We start from the raw sequence: 18,078 nt of genomic DNA on the forward strand, positions 1-18,078 counted from the left end.
GCAAATAGCTAAGGTCGCGTTGTATAAGAAATAATACTGAAATCGGGCGGGGGAAGTATCAGATGGCTGTCAAAAAACTGTCGTCATTTAGAAACCCGATCAGAGTCGGGCTTCTAGTTATACGGGAAGATCAGGCAAATCGTTTTTCAAGATATTGAATAATGTCAGAAGATTCATACATCCATTCTACATGTCCATCTTCTTTTTCAATTCGCAGACAAGGTACCTTACGTTTTCCGCCGCCATTAATCAGTTCCTGTTCGAAGGCAGGTTTCTTCGCATCAAGGGTTTTGAGAGGAAGAGCCAGTCGTTTGGCACTGCGGCGGACTTTGACACAGAAAGGGCAGGCATCAAATTGGTAAAGTTTCAGCTTTTCAGCCGCCACATTGATTTCGCTTTGCTCAAGGGCAGAGCGTTTCATGGATTTTGGCGTAAATACAACATTGAGCAGCAGGATAATCCGGCCAAGGAACCATCGAACAAATTTCATTGGAATGTTTATCTCTATAGTTCAGATTTTAGTGACAGGATTGTAACGTAAAAGCCCTCCTAACGTCACCAGTGTTCCAACTTCAGCATGGTATCAGCAGAGACCGAAAATCCGCGTTGTTAACTGCTCGGAGGCTGGTGCTGGCAAAAGTCATCTGGCGGATGGCTAAATTAGCTGTTTCTTATTGATAAATAAAATAGTTAACTTGAGCACACTTGGTGTCACAGAGCTTGAAAAACAAATTGGACACTCTATCATTTGCTGTAGTGTTGGGTGGAATAAGCAAAAGATATGGTTGTTGAATCTGATGGTTATCACGCGCTGATTGAGTATTTTACGGAACACCTGAGTGTGTTTGCTGTAAGCGGTACTGATGCAAGTGAGGAAACCGTAGAAAATGTTGTCACGGATCTGATCGCTACAAACCTGATGGCGGTGTTTGGTCAGAACCCGGATCTTGAACCGGAGTTTCGATTCAAGCTAATGCAGGAAGCCGATGCTGTATTGGATGATATGGCGGAAATGCTAGGCGGCTTATGGCAGAAAAACCCGGGAATTGAACAAATTACCTTCCTGGAAGATTATATCAGCCTGGTCAAAAACCTGTTTGACAGTGTGATAAGTCAACAAACTTCACACGCCTGAACACAATGCTCGGAGAGCGACATCCGGCAAGCAACACAGAAGCAGCTGAGGCTGCTTTTTTTGTCGCTGACATTTAGCTAACTGCAGGCTTTCGTTACATATTTTTTACCTTTGACATTTTATTGTCATATTTGAGCCGTATGTTAACGGCGAATTTAATGAGAATAGGATCACAATTATTGTCCTGTAACGTGTTGGAACTGGTTTTGCTGGGGCAGAAATTGTGGCATTGACAAAGGTTCATTATGACAAAAAAACGCACTCAACGGACAAGGCTGTCAGTTGTGGTTCTGATACAGTCAGTCTTTCTGCTTCTTGTGGTTATCGGTGGATTGCTGTCATTCTTTGGTAATCAAGGGCTTAACCGTGTTTCTACGCAGTTCGCCTCGCTGAGCCAGCAGGCATTACCCGTCGCAACCCTGAATGCCGAAATGGTAGAGGGATCACTGGCTTCCGCCCAGAGTCTGACAGAAGTGATAAATAGCCGGACAATAGAAACCCTTGAAACGGCACTGAACACACTGAAAAGTAATGAACAGCATGTAGAAGATGCCGTAGCAGAATTGCAGCAGCTGGCGACTGAACATAGCATTAGCTGGCTTGAAAATGATGTCAGTGCTTTTGAAAGCGATCTCACCACATTTAATCAACTCGTCTCGTCCATTCAACAAACACAGCAGCACATTCTGACCAATCAAGCCAAGCTGGAATCTGACAAAGCTACGATGAACTATGCTGTTTCATCTGTTCGCTCTGAAATGAGCAGGATCAGCATCGGGTTGTACGCTGGCGATACTGCGGCTATGGGTCATGTGACTAACTTCATTAATCATTCCCAGGAAATGGGAAACAACATGGTGGCTTTGTTGTTTGAAAGCGATCTGAAAAAAGCCGAAGCGTACGCTAAAGATCTGAATCGGACTAATTTGTCAGGCATGTTATACGCGTGGAAAGAGCTGAATCGACTAAATCCTGAATTGGCGGAATACTCCAGTTTATCTGTACCGTTTGATATGGTGAAAGAGCTGTTTAGCGAGCAGGGGATGGTCGCGCTCAAGCTCGATACGCTTCGCCTGATACAGACGCAGGCTGAAAAAGCCGATCAGGCAAAAGTGCAGGTGGAAAAAATCATGCTCAAGCTGGGAGATATGGAGACAGGTTCACAGCGCATGATCTATGAAAGCGAACAGGGTGTTCTGGCCGCCAGCGACAATGCCAAAATGATTTTTATTGCACTGAGTGTCGCCGGTTTGTTGTTGGCGCTACTAGCCGGCGCCTGGGTCAGCAAAACGGTTCGCCTTTCTTTGCAGCGTCTGGATGATGTGATCAAGGCAAACAGCGTGGGTGATCTGACAGTCATCGCAGACGAAAACGCACCGAAAGAATTTGCCGAACTGGCCAGTTTGCTGAATCAGTCAAATCGGACCAACAGCCATGCCATGGCGCAACTCAGTGAGAATGGCCATACCTTAACTCAGGCGGCTGAGCGCAGTCAGGCCGCTTCGGCGCAGTCTCGCCGCGCACTCAGTCAGCAGAGTGATCAGTTGAGCACTATTGCTGCTGCCATCACTGAGCTGGAAGCCTCTATCAAAGAAATCGCGCAAAGTACCACTGAGTCGGAAACCGAAGCCGAAGCGGCCAATACGCTGGCGCAAGAAGGGGCCGGGATTATTGCGCGCAGCACCGAAAGACTGCAGTCTCTGGATGTTCAGTTTGCGCGAAACGAGGCCTGTATGATCTCGCTTGATGAACACGTCGGCAAAATTACAGAAGTCGTGGAGCTTATCAGCACGATTGCCAACAATACCAACCTTCTGGCGCTGAACGCGGCAATCGAAGCGGCACGGGCGGGTGAGCAGGGACGCGGTTTTGCCGTGGTGGCCGACGAAGTCAGAAAACTGGCCAGTGAGACCAACCAGCAAACCGAGTCGATCCGCCGGACTATCGCCGAGCTGCACCAGGCGGCAGAAGAGGCGAACACGGCAATGCAGGAAAGCCGTAGCGAAATGACAGCCTCCATTAATCTGAGTGGCGAGGTTGAATCGGCTATTCAGAGTATACAAGGCGCCATTGCCCGGATTACTGATAAAGTGATCACGATTTCTGCTGCCACACAACAACAGGAAAATGCTTCCATGGAAGTGGGCCGAAGTGTTGAGGAAGTCGCCAGCCAGGCCAGCCTCAACAATCAGCAATTATCGACGCTGGTAGAGGAAGCCAGAACTGTGTCTGACATTGCGCGGGAGCAGAGCCAGATGCTGACGCGCTATAAAATTCTGGACCCTGCCGTTTAGAAACCGCAGGCATAGACTTGTCACCGGGTCACTAACGCCAGTAGAATGCTGGCGTTTTTTCTTTCCCTGGTAGTCTAGCTATGCGTATCCACGCTGTTCATAACCTGTATGAAATGCGTCTTGCCCGTTCAACACGGCCATTTCTGGCACGGGGTGGAAAAGTTGAGCGTTGTCAGTTCTGCATGCTCAGAGCCCACCTTTGTATCTGCAGCCATAAACCACAGATTGAGTCTGACGCCGCTTTCATGCTGATTATGTATGATGATGAAGTTCTGAAGCCCAGTAACACCGGCAGGCTGATTGCCGATCTTTTTATCGATACCTTTGCATTTATCTGGTCTCGAACTGAGCCTGATCCCGCCATGCTTGCGGTGCTGACTGATCCCCAATGGCAACCTTATGTGATTTTTCCTGCGGAATACGGTACCCCAGAGCGTGTCGCAAGCAAGGTTGTGCCTGCGGCCGGCAAACGGCCATTGTTTATTTTGCTTGACGGAAGCTGGTCTGAAGCGAAAAAAATGTTTCGTAAAAGCCCGTATCTGAACGAATTTCCTATGCTGTCAATTACGCCTGAGTCACGTTCACGTTATCAGGTAAGGGAAGCGGCCAAGGACAATCAGCTGGGTACGGCAGAAGTCGCGGCCCGGATCGTGGCCGGTTTCGGTGAGCAGGAAAATGCCCGAATGCTGGATCTCTGGTTTGATGTATTCAGAGAAAATTATATGGTCGGAAAACTAAACCGGTCTTTGCCTGAAGACTCGGCTTTGGCGCGCCTAAAGCAGGCGGTGCTCTCCGAAGCTTGTGTGTAACCGTGCTTTTCAGCTTTGCATTGCTTACTTAATATAATTGTGCGCTTGCGCTGATTGATACACTGCTAAATATGGTTTGTGTCACAGTCTGTATATGCTGATAAATGGATAATTTTTGCAGCGCAAAATAATGGAGACAACGATGTATTACGGCTTCGATGTAGGAGGCACTAAAATTGAATTTGGTGCTTTCAACGAACAACTTGAGCGTGTGGCCACTGAACGTGTACCTACGCCGGGTGATGATTATGAGGCGTTAATTGAGACGCTGGTGGAATTGATCGGTAGAGCGGATGAACGTTTTCACTGTAAAGGGAAAATTGGTATCGGTATCCCAGGTATGGAAGACGCCGAAAATGGCACAGTGCTGACGTCCAATATCCCTGCTGCAAAAGGCCGCCACCTGCGTCGAGACCTTGAAAGCCGTCTTGGCCGTACTGTCAGTATTGATAACGATGCAAACTGTTTTGCTTTGTCTGAAGCATGGGATGAAGCATTGCGTGATGAACCGTCTGTGCTGGGGCTGATTCTGGGCACGGGTTTTGGCGGTGGTTTAGTGTTTAACGGAAAAGTGTTTTCCGGTAAAAACCATGTCGCCGGTGAACTGGGCCATACGCGTCTACCCATTGATGCCTGGTTTCACCTGGGTGAGAAAGCCCCTCTATTCCAATGCGGCTGTGACAACAAAGGGTGTATTGACAACTATCTGTCCGGGCGCGGTTTTGAACAGCTTTATGCGCATTATTTTGGAGAGAAAGTCCCGGCGGTTGAGATAATCAAACACTACAACCAAGGTGAAGCGAATGCCGTTGAGCATGTTGAACGTTTTGTTGAACTGCTGGCCATTTGTCTGGGTAATCTGCTGACAGGCTTGGATCCACATGTGGTTGTTCTGGGCGGCGGTTTGTCCAATTTCGAACTCTTGTATGATGAGTTGCCAAAGCGTTTGCCTAAGCACCTGCTGTCGGTGGCCCGCGCACCTAAAATCATCAAAGCCAAACATGGCGATGCGGGCGGTGTCCGTGGCGCGGCTTTCCTGAATATCGAAACGGTCTGAACCATACCCTTATTATGCTGAAGGCACCCGCAAGGGTGCTTTTTTATTGGTAACTCACCGCAACAGGGGATAGAATCCCTGCTTTTTCGTGATCAAGGCAGCGGTATGGCGTTTTCCAAGTTAGGGCTACAGGCTGAAATTCTTTCAGCGATCAATACGCAAGGCTTTACAGAACCGACTCCGGTACAGCAACTGGCGATCCCTGCTGTGCTGGCGGGAAAGGATGTGCTGGCTGCAGCACAGACAGGAACAGGAAAAACCGCTGCTTACGGATTGTCGATGCTGGATCGGATGCTCAGCCAAACCGCTAAGAATCAGGGGCTGGGTAAGGGCGCGCCAGTCAGAGCCTTGATTCTGACACCGACCAGAGAGCTGGCGCAGCAGGTACAGGACAACATGGACGCCTTCTGTGCTGTTTTACCTCTCACATCTGTGGCTGTGTATGGCGGTACCAGCATGAATATGCAGACCAAAGCTCTCAGAGATCACCCCGAGATAGTCGTTGCCACCCCGGGACGTTTATTGGATCACGCGCATGTCGGTAATATCGATCTCAGTCAGGTGGAATATCTGGTGCTTGATGAAGCGGACCGTATGCTGGATATGGGCTTTCAGGATGAAATTCAGCGTATTTTAAGGCGAATGAAAGCGCCGCGGCAAACTTTGCTGTTTTCTGCCACCTTCTCGAAAGCAGTAAAGAACCTGGCTTATAAGATGATGCAGGATCCTTCTGTCATCGAAGTCACCCCTGCCAATACCACTGCAGAAACCGTGCAGCAGATTGTCTACCCGGTTGATAAACACCGTAAAGCCGAATTACTGGCTTATCTGATTGGCTCACGTAACTGGCAACAGGTGCTGGTGTTTACCAAAACCAAACAGGGATCGGATGCCTTGGTGAAGGAATTACAGCTGGATGGTATTAAAGCTGCGTCCATTAATGGTGATAAAAGCCAGGGGGCAAGACAGCGCGCTTTAGATGATTTTAAATCAGGAAAAGTGCGGGCCTTGATTGCAACCGACGTGGCAGCCAGAGGGCTGGATATAGAACAGCTCTCGTATGTCGTGAACTTTGATATGCCCTTTAAAGCGGAAGACTATGTTCACCGGATCGGACGCACCGGTCGTGCCGGCAGTGAAGGTCTGGCTGTATCGCTGATGAGCCTGGACGAAGAATGGGCGTTAAAGGCGATAGAAGATCTGCTGGATACGCGCTTACCACAAGAATGGCTGGCAGGTTATGAGCCTAATCCGACTATTTCGCCTCCTGAACACGCGCCTAAAGGCCGTTCAGCCGATAAACGCCGCATGAAAAAGCAGCTAAAAGTGCATCACGGCAGAGGTAAGCGTCAGTCATCCAAACGTTAGAATTCCAAGCGTTAGAATTTGCCCATTGAGGCGAAAAAGCCACTTAGTGACTAAGTGGCTTTTTAATTGTCGCCCCTAAACCACCGCTTATGGCGGTGGTCATTGTTTAAAGCTGCTTTCTCAGAAGGCGGATATTTACTGCGGCTGACAGAATGTAATTATTTCACACCAGTACAGTGGTCAATCGCGTTTTGCATAATCTCGCGCGCTGTTTTCTCACAAGGCGGCAGTTCGGCATCTGATTGCGCGACAGGCGTTACCCGCTGCCCCCATTTAATCAGGCAGGCCCCCCAGGTCAGGCCGGCACCAAATGCTGCCGACAATATGGTGTTACCGGGCTTGATGAATCCTTCTTCAACCGCTTCACACAATGCAATTGGCACAGTCGCGGCAGAGGTATTGCCGTAGCGATGAATGTTGACGAAAGCTTTTTCCAGCGGAATGCCTGTGTGATCGCACAGGGCTTCAATAATACGCTTGTTAGCCTGATGGGGAATGACTACATCAATCTCATCTTTGTTTAACTGAGCACGTTCCAGCACTGTACTGGCTGCAGAACCCATGCCCCGTACCGCGCGGCGGAAAATTTCACGGCCAACGAAGTTAAAGGTAAAGTGACCCGGATCCGGATTGAAGCGATCCATAGACGTGCCGAAGTCAGGAATGGCCAGCACATCACGGCCTTCAGCATCACAACCAAGCTGCGCTTCCTGAAGGCCAAGTTTTTCTTCAGTACGGCTGATGATCACTGCGCCTGCACCATCGCCGAACAGAACGGCGGTGTCGCGTTTGCTCCAGTCGATCAGCCAGGATAAACGTTCTGCACCAATAACCAGCGCATGACGGTAATTACCGGCCTGAATCAGGCGTGTGGCGGTTTCCAGGCTGTAAATGAAACCGGTACAAGCGGCGTTCAGATCGAACGCTGCGGCACGTTTGGCACCCAGATCCAGCGCGACTTTGGACGCAATATTCGGCATCAGTGTGTCAGGTGAGCAGGAAGCGATGATGATTAAATCCAGATCACTGGCTGTTAATCCAGCGGCTGCCAGTGCACGGGCTCCGGCTACCTCTGCCAGCTTCGAGGTATCAACGTGGCTGATGCGGCGCTCCTGAATCCCGGTACGGGACTGGATCCATTCATCATCGGTTTCGACAAACTGGCTGAGTTCATCATTAGTCAGAATAGCTGGCGGCAGGCACTTGCCCCAACCAGTGATTTCGGCGTGGTACATAGCGATTCTCTGTTCTGGTTATACTTTTAGGCAAATAAAAATTGCAAAAATATGAATTCGGTTGCTTTCTCTACGGGAAAATGCAGGAACATCGGTGAAAACCCATTGAGTCAGCCTGTTATCTTACTTCAAGCTCTAACGGACTCCAAGCTATCAAAGCAGGGATTTGTGCTCATCATCAAACCCTTGGCGTTTACCCGAATTTTCCTGTGTGCATAATGAAATAAACAAAGTGGCAGAGAGGAACCTGGGCAAATGTTAAGAGTGGCAACGGTCGGTACAAATTGGATCACTGACAGTTTTATAGAGGCAGCCCAGCAAACAGGGAAGATCAATCCTGTCGCTGTCTATTCCAGAACAATGGAAAGTGCTGAAAATTTTGCGCGAAAGCACCAGATTAAACGTTGTTTTGATGACCTTGAAGCAATGGCAAACAGTGATGACATAGATGCTGTGTATATTGCCAGCCCCAATGCTTTTCACGCCTCTCAGGCTGAAATCTTTATCCGTGCCGGAAAACATGTGATGGTTGAGAAACCTATGGCATCCAACATTCAGGAAGCTGAGGCTTTAATTGAACTGGCTCAGGCGAAGAATGTGGTGGTGTTTGAGGCGCTGAAAACGACATACAACCCTAACTTTGCCGTGGTGCGAAACAGCCTGAGTAAAATCGGACGGCTGCGTAAAGCGTATTTCAGTTTTTGTCAGTATTCATCCCGTTATGATAAGTATCTCAACGGTGACAACCCGAATACCTTTAATCCTGAATTCGCTAATGGCTCACTGATGGATATCGGTATCTATCCATTGAGTGTCGCTATCGCATTGTTCGGTGAGCCTCAGAGCTTCACGGCTCAAGGTACGTTGCTGGACTCTGGGGTGGATGCTCATGGTACTCTGGTTTTGCATTACGGTGATTTCGATACCGTCATTACTCACTCTAAAGTGAGTGACAGTAAGATACCTTGCGAGTTGCAAGGAGAGCTGGGGACATTAGTGATTGATACCATAGCAGAATGCCGCAATATTGTTATTCATCGCAGAGATGAATCTGATGTGACGCTGTCACGATTTCAGGCAAAAAATACCATGCAGTATGAAGCTGCGGAGTTTGCACGTTTGATCGAAGGTAAAGATTATTATCACTCGGGTCTGGAGCGTAGCCGTATCGTACACACCATAATAACGGTTGCCAGAGAGATTATCGGTATAAGGTATCCGGCTGACTCCTAGGTTAATAACACAGCTTGATAACATAAGCTTAATAAAAAGGTTAATAAAAAGGTTAATAAAAAAAAGGTGGCCAATTGGCCACCGGGAAAAAGAGATTGGCTTTGCTATTGTTATTATTATAAGGGTTGTCAGCGCAATCGTTTACCAGAACAGGTAAGCCACCATAGTAAGGAAAGCAATGGCAACAATGTTCAGATAAACGCCGGCGCGCATCATTTCACTTTGTTTGATATGACCAGAACCAAATACAATCGCATTAGGTGGCGTCGCAACAGGGAGCATGAAAGCGCAAGAGGCGGCAACACCAATTAACACGGAAAGAATCACTGGCGATATACCCATAGCATCTGCCACAGAAGCGAAAACAGGGACAAGCAAGGCCGCACTGGCGGTGTTGCTGGCAAATTCGGTCAGGAATACCACGAAAGCGGCCACAACCAGGATGGTGAGCAGCAGGCCAGCCTGATCCAGGAAGCCGCTCAGGCTGTTAGCCAGAAAGATACTGGTACCGGTTTCTTTCAGTACGTTACTCAAACAGATACCACCACCGAACAGCAGCAACACACCCCAGTCGGTTGTTTTTTCAATCTGCTTCCATTTTACGACGCGTGATGCACCCAACAGAGCGACAGCAAACAGCGCGACCAGAGTGTCAAACTTGCTCAGTCCGCCTAACATACCATTGATGGGTTTACTGAAAATCCACAGCACAACGGTTATTGCAAAGATAGCAAGGGTGATTTTCTTCCCATTGTTCCATTCAACTGGTTTGTGATTCAGCTCGAAAGTGTGGTTCAGGTTTGGTTTGAGCAGGAAGTACAGTACGCCAATCGCCAAAGGTAACAATACGAGTGCGGTAGGCAAGCCGAAGGCCATCCAATCGGTAAAGCTCAGTCCGGCTTCGGCGGCAGCAATGGCATTTGGCGGGCTACCAATAACAGTGGCAATCCCACCGATGCTGGCACAGTAAGCAAGGCCTAATAGTACGAAGACATAGGTGTTACGCTGGTTTTTGGCATCCACTTTAGCCAGTACACCCAACACCAGAGGCAACATCATAGCAACTGTTGCTGTATTGCTGATCCACATAGACAGGCCAGCGGTCACACCGAACAACAGGAAAACGGCGACAGACATCTTTCCTTTCGCCATCGCCAGCACTTTATCTGCGATGGCTTGATCCAATTCTTGACTGCGCAAAGCAGCTGCAAGAGCAAAACCACCCAAAAACAGGAAAATGATGGGATCGGAGAAGTTACCCAGCGCTTGGTTGGTTTTGAAAACGCCAAAACCGACCGCCAGCAAGGGGACGAGTAGTGCTGTGATGCTGACATGAACCGCTTCTGTCAGCCAGAGTACGGCGACGAAAGCAAGAATACTCAGACCCGTTGCTACTTCTTTTTCAACAGGTAATGTATTTAGCAGGACGAAAAATAGGGCGATATCTGCAAGCAGTATCAGGCTGTTCCGGTCAAACAGCCACTGTTTAAGTGTCAGTGCTAAGGCTGTCATATTGGGTTCCTTTCAGATTGACTGTAATTATGGTGTAGGTTTGGCACGAGGCGTTTTTCGCTTCTGTTGTGCTGCCGAACTGAAATGTTGCATTTTTTTTATACTTTGTTAACGCGAATGTGACGTGTGGGCTGAGTTGTCATGGCTTTTGTGAGGTCATGATTTTTGAATGTGTGGGAATCTACCCATTATGTTTCTGCTCGCCTGAGTAGAGACGATGACAAAACAGGCGATGTTGTCTTTACTAGAGTTCGATGTATTGATAACAAGGCATGAGCAAACACAGGTAAAAAATTGCTTATGTCTGGCTTGCGATAGCTGGTCGGGTCAATTATCTTCTGGTGCTTGGTCTTGGTGCTTGAATAAGCCCATCGATCTTAGGCTTTCGGCCGGCGGTTTATAGAACAAAAAACAAGCTAGGTTAACAAATAATGACATCGACAAAAAAAGCATTTAAGAAGCGTATTCAGGAAGAAGCACAGCAGCATTTGAGCCGCGTACGTATGAAAATGCTGAGACAGTATTCACTGCCTGACAAGGGGCAGCGCAAGGAATAAAAAGTCGGTTTTATCATTGAGATAACAGTATTGTTTCATCGTAGCGAAATGCACAACAACCCAGTCAGTTTGGCTGGGTTGTTTTTTTACTGTTATCCCCATCACCACCGCCTATGACGGTGGTGATGGTTCGCTGCAGCAATCTTGGCCTTAGTTGTCTTCTCGATACTTAATTTTACAATATCATCCAATTAGAGTAATTACTTGACACTTTGTTAACAATGTATGCACAATGTGTATATAAAAATTGTTGCTTAATGGTTTGTTGAGGATGCTGAGTTGTCTGTAAATAATGTTGGTGTTATTGGTGTGGGCCCTAGAGGGCTGGGTGTTGTTGAGAGGATTGTTGCTTCAGCAATGAATAATATCGACGCAGAAATTAATTTGTTGATATTTGACCCGTATTTACCTGGATCCGGATGCCATACCACAGATCAGCCTAATCACTTGTTAGTTAATACTGTTGCAGAACAAATCACAATGTTTGCAGATGACTCTGTCGTTGAGGCTGGCAATATTCTCTCAGGACCAACGTTTTATCAGTGGTTATGTGAGCAGCGACCTTCTAAAGATATCCCTGATGAGGTACATCCTGACGGTTACTACTCTCGAAAACTGTTCGGGCAATACCTTAACTGGGTCTTTAACTACATTCTTGAATTTGCTTCAATCCGATTGAATATATCTTATATTCCTCTTGAGGTTGTGGATATTGAAGAATCTGACGGTGGCTGGTCAGTAAAAACAGAAGATGAGACTAGGCATAAACTGGATTATGTGTTTATTACAACTGGGCACACTAAGCCCGAGTTGGCAGAAGAACAAAGTGGTTTAGAAATTTGTGACCCGTACCCGATTCAAGAAAAGCTATCAGAAATTCGATGTGGCGACACCGTTGCTGTGAAAGGCATGGGGTTGACAATGTGCGACGTTGTGGCAGAGCTTACGGTAGGTCGAGGAGGCGAGTTTATCCGCTCTGATAACGGCCGATTAGCGTATGCCCCATCCGGGCATGAACCACAGATCATTGCTTATTCACGAACAGGCTTACCTTTGTCAGGTCGAGCGACTAACCAAAAGGGCGCTTCTGCTCAATACAAGGCAAAGTTTTTGACTGCTGATGTGGTGAGAAAGCTTCGTGTTAAAGGCTCTATAGACTTCATCCAAGACGTACTCCCACTCTTAATTAACGACATGGAATATGCGTATTATGAAGCTTACGTACGTGATAAATATGGAGCGATTGAATCACAAAAATTCTGCAACAGTTATTTCTTTTCATTGCCGCCTAAACGGGTTGAGCTGATAAACAGAACAATTAAACCGGAAGATAGATTTTCGTGGCAAAGACTAATTTCCCCAATACCAATGAAAGTACTTTCTTCTAAAGAAGCGTATGGGAAATGGCTGCTGACTTTTATTGAACATGATTTGTTTGAAGCACAGCGGGGAAATGTGAACAGTCCAATAAAATCTGCCAGCGATGTTTTACGTGATCTTAGGGATTTAATCCGTGACACTATTGATTTCAAAGGATTGACGGAAGACTCTCACCGTTGGATAGATGCAGTGTTTATTCCAATTATGAACCGGATAGCTGTAGGCCCGCCCAAAGAGCGCCTGGAAGAGATGTTGGCACTGGTAGAGTGTGGGATTTTACATCTCGATTTGGGACCTGCGCCCAATGTTGTAGTGGATACTGAGGGTAAACAGATAGTGCTTCAGTCTTCTGTATGGCCTGAATATGAACGACGGGCTGATATTTTAGTCCATGCAAAAATTTCGATGCACAGCCCTAAAGACGATGGAACGGCACTGTGGAAACAATTGCTCTCTAAAGGTTTTACGCGTTTGTATTACAACGGTAAGTATCATCCAGGCGGGATTGATGTGACTAAGACAATGCAAGTGATTAGCCAAGATGGCAGTGTTCACGACAATATGTGGGCACTTGGTATTCCAACGGAAGGCAATAAATTTTATACGTTTATTGTTCCAAGACCGGGCGTGAACTCTACGGCTATTGTGGATGCCGGAAAGGCTGTAAACCAGCTCTTTGCGTTGATGGCTGAAAATCGAAGAGCACTTTCCTATGCAGAGTAATCCGATATTTAACCGATACAGTTTCGCAGGCCTTGGGGCAACACTGATTGGTAATGGCATTGGGCGTTTTGCTTATATCGCTCTGATGCCAGCCCTGATACAAGCCGGTTGGTTTAGGGTGGAAGACGCCACTTATCTGGGAGCGGCAACGTTAATCGGCTACATATTTGGTGCGCCGGCAGCCAATTTTCTGATCAGGTATTTTACTGTCGGCCAGGTTATCCGAGTCTCCATGCTGGTAAGCAGTATCAGCTATCTGGGTTGTGCGTTTCAGGACGCACCTCTCGCGTGGTTTTACGTGTTGCGCACTCTGGCAGGCGTCGCAGGTGCCATGCTGATGGTGCTCGCACCGCCGGTCATTGTGAGAATGCACAGCGCTAAGGTCAAAACTCGTGTCAGCGGCGTGGTGTTTTCCGGTATTGGCCTGGGTGCCATGTTATCCGGGACACTGATTCCGCTTCTTATCTATCACAGTGTTGTTTCTGCATGGATAGGAATGGGGGTTGTGGCTTTTGTGACTACTGTGCTGACATGGAATGCCTGGGGAGCAACAGAGCCGCTATCCGGCAGTCGTTCCGCTCCGGCAACCTTCCGGAACATGTCCAGACCGCAAGGGATGACAGTACTACTCATCTTGCTGGCCTATACCTTTAATGCCATCGGCTACCTGCCTCATACTCTCTTTTGGGTGGATTATATAGTGCGTGAGCTTGGCATGTCGTTTGTCAGTGGCGGGCTCTATTGGGCAACGTTCGGGATTGGAGCCGCAATCGGCCCTGTTTTAACGGGTTTTCTTGGTGATCATGCAGGAGTAAGGCGCTCGTTGTTAATTGCTTTTTCTTTGAAGGCACTGGGTGTTTCGCTTCCCTTAATCAGTACTCACCCATTAGCGCTGTTTTTCTCCTCTCTGCTGGTGGGTATTTTCACACCGGGCACTGTCACTTTGGTTTCGACCTATACACTGGAATCTGTCGGCTATGAACTGCATACCAAAGCCTGGAGCGCAATGACCTTGTCCTTTGCTATTTCTCAAGGGGTGGTGGGTTTTATCATGGCATATTATGCCGCTCATCTTTCCTCGTACTATATTCTGTTTGCCGTTAGTGCTTGCGCGCTAGTTGTATCAATTGCATGTATCTTTTTCACGCCTCCTCAACAGGGAAGCGAACCTGTCTCGCAATCTGTATCCTGAACAAGGGAATGACTATGAAACTTTACTTGAATGAAACCTCACCGTTTTCGAGGGTTGTTACAGCAACGGCATTGCTGTCCCGGTGCGATGCTTTGCAACTAATGTGGGTTGATCCCTGGCAATCTCCCGAAGAGTTAGAGCAGGTCAATCCTTTTTGTATTATTCCTGCGCTGGCGCTGAATGACGGTGTCTCGCTCAGTGAAAGCTTATGTATCTGCCAGTATTTGATTGCAACATATCAACCCGAAGCCTTACTCGCCGTGGATAGCCAGAGTGCCCTTGAGATTTCTGTAATGGGATTGGCAAAAACTATGATGGAGTCAGCATTCAGAACTGTGGCGCTAGGACGCTTTGTTGAGGGAGACAATGCACTCAGCCAGCGGGGGAAAACCGGACTGGTTAAAGCATTGCAAAAACTGGAAGCAGAGGCAGGAAGCGCCGGAAAAGATGTGTTGTTTCAACCTAATCTGGCCACACTTTATCTCCATGTGGCTGTTGAGTACGTGCAATTTCGCCATAGTGAGATTTTTCATGATGCAGCGGGCGATAATATTGCCTTCTTCCTTGAAAACTCTCCCTTCAAACAAGTGCTGCAGACAGTGAGTTTAGAGCGATTAGCGGCAAAACCGGACTTTAAAACACTCATTTCAGCGGGTGTTTAGCTGAAGGCAACTGCGGTATACACAGAAACAGACACACTGCTCAGGCAGTGTGTCTGAACTCAGATCGTGTTGATAAGAAGAGGAGATAATGGTGCTGAGTAAGTCGGCTGCTCAGGCTGTACTTGCTGCAGAGGCGGTTTGGTAAATATGGGCTCTTTGGGGCCGGGAAAGCGGGGCTGCTCGTTCAGAATGTACAGATCCAGTATGGCTTTTACTCTCGCAAACACTTCCCTTAACCGAATTTTGAATCCGGCGAATCCGCGAGGTTCCGGAACGGCCAGACAGATGGCATTCAGATTTTTGTGACTGGCAATAAACAGCGCTCGTTCACAATGGAATTGCTGGGTAATAATGACCAGACTATTAGCTTCAAACACATTTTTAGCCCGGATAACTGAATCCAGCGTCCGGAAACCCGCATAGTCGAGCACAATGACTTCGTCAGGGATCTCGGCTTTGAGCAAATCACGTTTCATAGTCCATGGCTCGTTGTATGAACGGTGCGCGTTATCACCACTTAACAGAAAGATCTGGACCTTTTTCTCCCGGTACAACTTAACCGCGGCATCCATCCGGTAGTTGTAATAAGGATTGAGATTATGGGCTATGTATTTACTCGTTCCCAGCACAAGACCAACGGTGCGGGCAGGGATGAGATCTATCTGGGTATAGATACGATCAGCCGTCGTCGCTGCTACCCATCTGTCGAGTATCAGAAAGAATCCGAACAGTACAATCATCAGCATGACGGTATACCGCAGAAATGTAGGTAGCTTCATAGAGGCCCAAAACGCAAAAATAACGGTTGCTTAACGCCTTAAGTGTACCTTAATCCGTTGATAATGTTGTGTAAAAATCAGGTCATACTTGTCGTGAAAATCATCAGTATGGCAGGCTGAAAAATAAAAAACCCGCCAGTAGCGGGTTTGTTCATCAAAAAAGCGAATAATTAGAACGATGTCCGCTTGTATCGGCGGTAGCCCGGTTCCCAGAAGTTCGCATCAATTTTCTCTTTAATGCGCTCTTCGGTGTTTTTCGGTGCTTTGCGTTGCTCAACTGCTTTCTTCGCCACTGCCATAGCGATGTAGCGAGACACATTCTGGATATCTTCCAGCGGTGGCAGCAAAGCGCCACGGCCGTTAATGGCTAAGGGGGAACATTCCGCCAGTGCCCGGCTGCTTTCCATCAGCATTTCATCGGTTACGCGGCGGGCACCAACAGCCAGCACGCCCAAACCAATGCCAGGGAAGATATAACTGTTGTTACACTGGGCAATCGGGTAGGTTTTACCGTTATAAACAACAGGTTCAAACGGCGAGCCGGTGGCAACCAAAGCCTGACCGTCCGTCCAACGGATGATATCAGCAGGCATGGCTTCTACACGGCTGGTCGGGTTGGATAACGGGAAGATGATCGGACGTTCACAATGCTTGTGCATTTCACGGATCACTTCTTCACTGAACAGGCCCGGTACACCGGATACCCCGATCAGTATGTTCGGTTTACCGTTACGCATTACGTCCAGTAGGGAAATATTGCTGTCATCAGTTTCCCACTCACTGATGCTCTTACGTGTTTGCACCAGTTTTTTCTGGAAGTTAACCAGATTAGGCATATCGTCAAGCAGCAGACCCCAGCGGTCTACCATGTAAACCTGGCTGCGTGCCTGTGCATCGGAAATACCTTCAGAGACCATTTGCGCAATAATCGCTTCAGCAATACCGCACCCGGCAGAGCCTGCACCCAGGAAAGCGACACGTTGTTCAGACAGTTTACTGCCGGCCGCTTTACAGGCTGCCAGAAGGGAACCCACAGTTACAGCAGCAGTACCCTGGATATCATCGTTGAAACAGCAGACTTTATCTTTGTAGCGATCCAGCAAAGGCATGGCGTTTTTCTGTGCAAAGTCCTCAAACTGGATTAATGCATCTGGCCAGCGTTGCTTAACTGCCTGAATGAAGTTATCTACGAAGTCTTCGTATTCTTTACCGGTAATACGGGTATGGCGCCAGCCCATGTACATAGGGTCAGACAGACGCTGCGGGTTATTGGTACCCACGTCCAGCACAACCGGCAAGGTATAAGCCGGACTGATACCACCACAGGCGGTATAGAGCGACAGCTTACCAATTGGGATACCCATGCCGCCGATGCCCTGATCACCCAGACCAAGAATACGCTCGCCGTCAGTCACGACTATGACTTTGACATTATGGCGGGAAGCATTGTTGAGCATATCTTCAATGCGGTCACGGTTCGGATAAGAAATGAACAGCCCACGACCACGGCGGTAAATATTAGAGAAGTTCTCACATGCCGCACCGACAGTCGGGGTGTAGATGATTGGCATCATCTCAGTGATATGGCTTTCAACCAGTCGGTAAAACAGTGTCTCGTTGGTATCCTGAATGTTGCGAAGATAGATATGCTTATCCATATCATTGTCAAATTTCAGGTACTGCTGATAAGCACGTTCTGCCTGTTCTTCAATGGTTTCAATCGCTTCTGGTAACAAACCTTCGAGGTTGAAGAACATTCGCTCTTCGACAGAAAATGCACTTCCTTTGTTAAGTAGAGGAGTTTCTAGCAGGGCCGGTCCGGCGTAGGGGATATATAGGGGTCTTTTATCGTCTTTCATGCAATAGACTCTGTTTTTGGCTGAAATTTTGGCATTTCTTCTTATTGATGGCACATCGTAGACCTATCACTCGTTATATTCAAAGAGAAAGTTCAAAAATTTTGTTAAAATGATCAACATTTTCAACTTTTGTTGAATGTCTTATTGATGAAGGAAAATGCGAGATAAAGTAAGCCATTATCAGGTGATAATGGCTGTTTGTGGCTTATATTAGCTGAGTTGTTGTGTTTTATTGGCGAATTTAACTGGAATGGCGGGTGATTATCAGAAATTTACCCCAAAA

Annotated in this window: 15 protein-coding genes; 10 read left to right on the top strand and 5 right to left on the bottom strand. The window is 47.6% G+C overall.

Annotated features, from left to right (window positions below):
* Positions 1–130: 130 nt before the first annotated feature.
* The gene (locus Q4491_RS04090; RefSeq protein ID WP_192017152.1) at positions 131–490 is read right to left on the bottom strand and encodes a glutathione S-transferase N-terminal domain-containing protein; all 360 of its coding nucleotides are present in this window, start codon (positions 488–490) and stop codon (positions 131–133) included.
* A 291-nt stretch (positions 491–781) separates the two neighbouring features.
* Between Q4491_RS04090 and Q4491_RS04095 the strand changes: the two genes are divergently transcribed.
* The 5 genes from Q4491_RS04095 (at position 782) to Q4491_RS04115 (ending at position 6,663) form a co-directional block, all read left to right on the top strand.
* The gene (locus Q4491_RS04095) at positions 782–1,135 is read left to right on the top strand and encodes a DUF3802 family protein (protein WP_027252261.1); all 354 of its coding nucleotides are present in this window, start codon (positions 782–784) and stop codon (positions 1,133–1,135) included.
* Positions 1,136–1,380: 245 nt separating this feature from the next.
* Entirely contained in the window at positions 1,381–3,429 is a 2,049-nt protein-coding gene (locus Q4491_RS04100) for a methyl-accepting chemotaxis protein (protein ID WP_303454920.1), read from the top strand.
* A gap of 80 nt (positions 3,430–3,509) precedes the next feature.
* Positions 3,510–4,238, top strand: coding sequence for a tRNA-uridine aminocarboxypropyltransferase (locus Q4491_RS04105; protein WP_303454923.1), 729 nt, complete (start codon positions 3,510–3,512; stop codon positions 4,236–4,238).
* 142 nt (positions 4,239–4,380) lie between these two features.
* The gene (nagK, locus tag Q4491_RS04110) at positions 4,381–5,295 is read left to right on the top strand and encodes an N-acetylglucosamine kinase (protein ID WP_192017149.1); all 915 of its coding nucleotides are present in this window, start codon (positions 4,381–4,383) and stop codon (positions 5,293–5,295) included.
* A gap of 105 nt (positions 5,296–5,400) precedes the next feature.
* Complete coding sequence (locus Q4491_RS04115; RefSeq protein WP_303454927.1) at positions 5,401–6,663, top strand: DEAD/DEAH box helicase; 1,263 nt, start codon at positions 5,401–5,403, stop codon at positions 6,661–6,663.
* Between the two features lie 158 nt (positions 6,664–6,821).
* Here the strand turns inward: Q4491_RS04115 and Q4491_RS04120 are convergent, their stop codons facing one another.
* Complete coding sequence (locus Q4491_RS04120; protein WP_218384818.1) at positions 6,822–7,904, bottom strand: ketoacyl-ACP synthase III; 1,083 nt, start codon at positions 7,902–7,904, stop codon at positions 6,822–6,824.
* Between the two features lie 249 nt (positions 7,905–8,153).
* On the opposite strand from Q4491_RS04120, the gene Q4491_RS04125 reads away from it, so the two are divergent.
* Positions 8,154–9,131, top strand: a complete 978-nt coding sequence (locus Q4491_RS04125) for a Gfo/Idh/MocA family protein (protein ID WP_303454931.1) — start codon at positions 8,154–8,156, stop codon at positions 9,129–9,131.
* A 141-nt stretch (positions 9,132–9,272) separates the two neighbouring features.
* On the opposite strand, the gene Q4491_RS04130 is transcribed toward Q4491_RS04125, so the two are convergent.
* The gene (locus Q4491_RS04130) at positions 9,273–10,643 is read right to left on the bottom strand and encodes a DASS family sodium-coupled anion symporter (protein WP_192017146.1); all 1,371 of its coding nucleotides are present in this window, start codon (positions 10,641–10,643) and stop codon (positions 9,273–9,275) included.
* A gap of 431 nt (positions 10,644–11,074) precedes the next feature.
* Between Q4491_RS04130 and Q4491_RS04135 the strand changes: the two genes are divergently transcribed.
* The 4 genes from Q4491_RS04135 to Q4491_RS04150 all read left to right on the top strand — a co-directional run bounded on the left by Q4491_RS04135 (position 11,075) and on the right by Q4491_RS04150 (position 15,157).
* Complete coding sequence (locus Q4491_RS04135; protein WP_255557964.1) at positions 11,075–11,200, top strand: hypothetical protein; 126 nt, start codon at positions 11,075–11,077, stop codon at positions 11,198–11,200.
* Between the two features lie 279 nt (positions 11,201–11,479).
* Entirely contained in the window at positions 11,480–13,303 is a 1,824-nt protein-coding gene (locus Q4491_RS04140; protein ID WP_303454937.1) for an FAD/NAD(P)-binding protein, read from the top strand.
* Positions 13,293–14,495 (top strand): YbfB/YjiJ family MFS transporter, encoded by a 1,203-nt coding sequence (locus Q4491_RS04145; RefSeq protein ID WP_192017144.1) that lies wholly within the window; start codon positions 13,293–13,295, stop codon positions 14,493–14,495. The genes Q4491_RS04140 and Q4491_RS04145 overlap by 11 nt, the downstream gene beginning before the upstream one ends.
* Before the next feature lie 14 nt (positions 14,496–14,509).
* Complete coding sequence (locus Q4491_RS04150) at positions 14,510–15,157, top strand: glutathione S-transferase family protein (RefSeq protein ID WP_192017143.1); 648 nt, start codon at positions 14,510–14,512, stop codon at positions 15,155–15,157.
* Positions 15,158–15,216: 59 nt separating this feature from the next.
* Here Q4491_RS04150 and Q4491_RS04155 read toward each other — a convergent pair whose 3' ends face one another.
* Positions 15,217–15,903: a vancomycin high temperature exclusion protein gene (locus Q4491_RS04155; protein WP_225445316.1), complete on the bottom strand. Its 687-nt coding sequence runs from the start codon at positions 15,901–15,903 to the stop codon at positions 15,217–15,219.
* Positions 15,904–16,106: 203 nt separating this feature from the next.
* Complete coding sequence (locus Q4491_RS04160) at positions 16,107–17,795, bottom strand: NAD-dependent malic enzyme (protein ID WP_192017141.1); 1,689 nt, start codon at positions 17,793–17,795, stop codon at positions 16,107–16,109.
* Between the last annotated feature and the right edge of the window lie 283 nt (positions 17,796–18,078).

This window comes from Photobacterium sp. 2_MG-2023 (assembly GCF_030547675.1).
GTDB lineage: Bacteria > Pseudomonadota > Gammaproteobacteria > Enterobacterales > Vibrionaceae > Photobacterium > Photobacterium arenosum.

Coding starts and splice junctions, on each gene's coding strand:
- Q4491_RS04090 (WP_192017152.1), bottom strand. CDS start 490: ATGAAATTTGTTCGATGGTTCCTTGGCCGGATTATCCTGCTGCTCAAT.
- Q4491_RS04095 (WP_027252261.1), top strand. CDS start 782: ATGGTTGTTGAATCTGATGGTTATCACGCGCTGATTGAGTATTTTACG.
- Q4491_RS04100 (WP_303454920.1), top strand. CDS start 1,381: ATGACAAAAAAACGCACTCAACGGACAAGGCTGTCAGTTGTGGTTCTG.
- Q4491_RS04105 (WP_303454923.1), top strand. CDS start 3,510: ATGCGTATCCACGCTGTTCATAACCTGTATGAAATGCGTCTTGCCCGT.
- nagK (WP_192017149.1), top strand. CDS start 4,381: ATGTATTACGGCTTCGATGTAGGAGGCACTAAAATTGAATTTGGTGCT.
- Q4491_RS04115 (WP_303454927.1), top strand. CDS start 5,401: ATGGCGTTTTCCAAGTTAGGGCTACAGGCTGAAATTCTTTCAGCGATC.
- Q4491_RS04125 (WP_303454931.1), top strand. CDS start 8,154: ATGTTAAGAGTGGCAACGGTCGGTACAAATTGGATCACTGACAGTTTT.
- Q4491_RS04130 (WP_192017146.1), bottom strand. CDS start 10,643: ATGACAGCCTTAGCACTGACACTTAAACAGTGGCTGTTTGACCGGAAC.
- Q4491_RS04135 (WP_255557964.1), top strand. CDS start 11,075: ATGACATCGACAAAAAAAGCATTTAAGAAGCGTATTCAGGAAGAAGCA.
- Q4491_RS04145 (WP_192017144.1), top strand. CDS start 13,293: ATGCAGAGTAATCCGATATTTAACCGATACAGTTTCGCAGGCCTTGGG.
- Q4491_RS04150 (WP_192017143.1), top strand. CDS start 14,510: ATGAAACTTTACTTGAATGAAACCTCACCGTTTTCGAGGGTTGTTACA.
- Q4491_RS04155 (WP_225445316.1), bottom strand. CDS start 15,903: ATGCTGATGATTGTACTGTTCGGATTCTTTCTGATACTCGACAGATGG.
- Q4491_RS04160 (WP_192017141.1), bottom strand. CDS start 17,795: ATGAAAGACGATAAAAGACCCCTATATATCCCCTACGCCGGACCGGCC.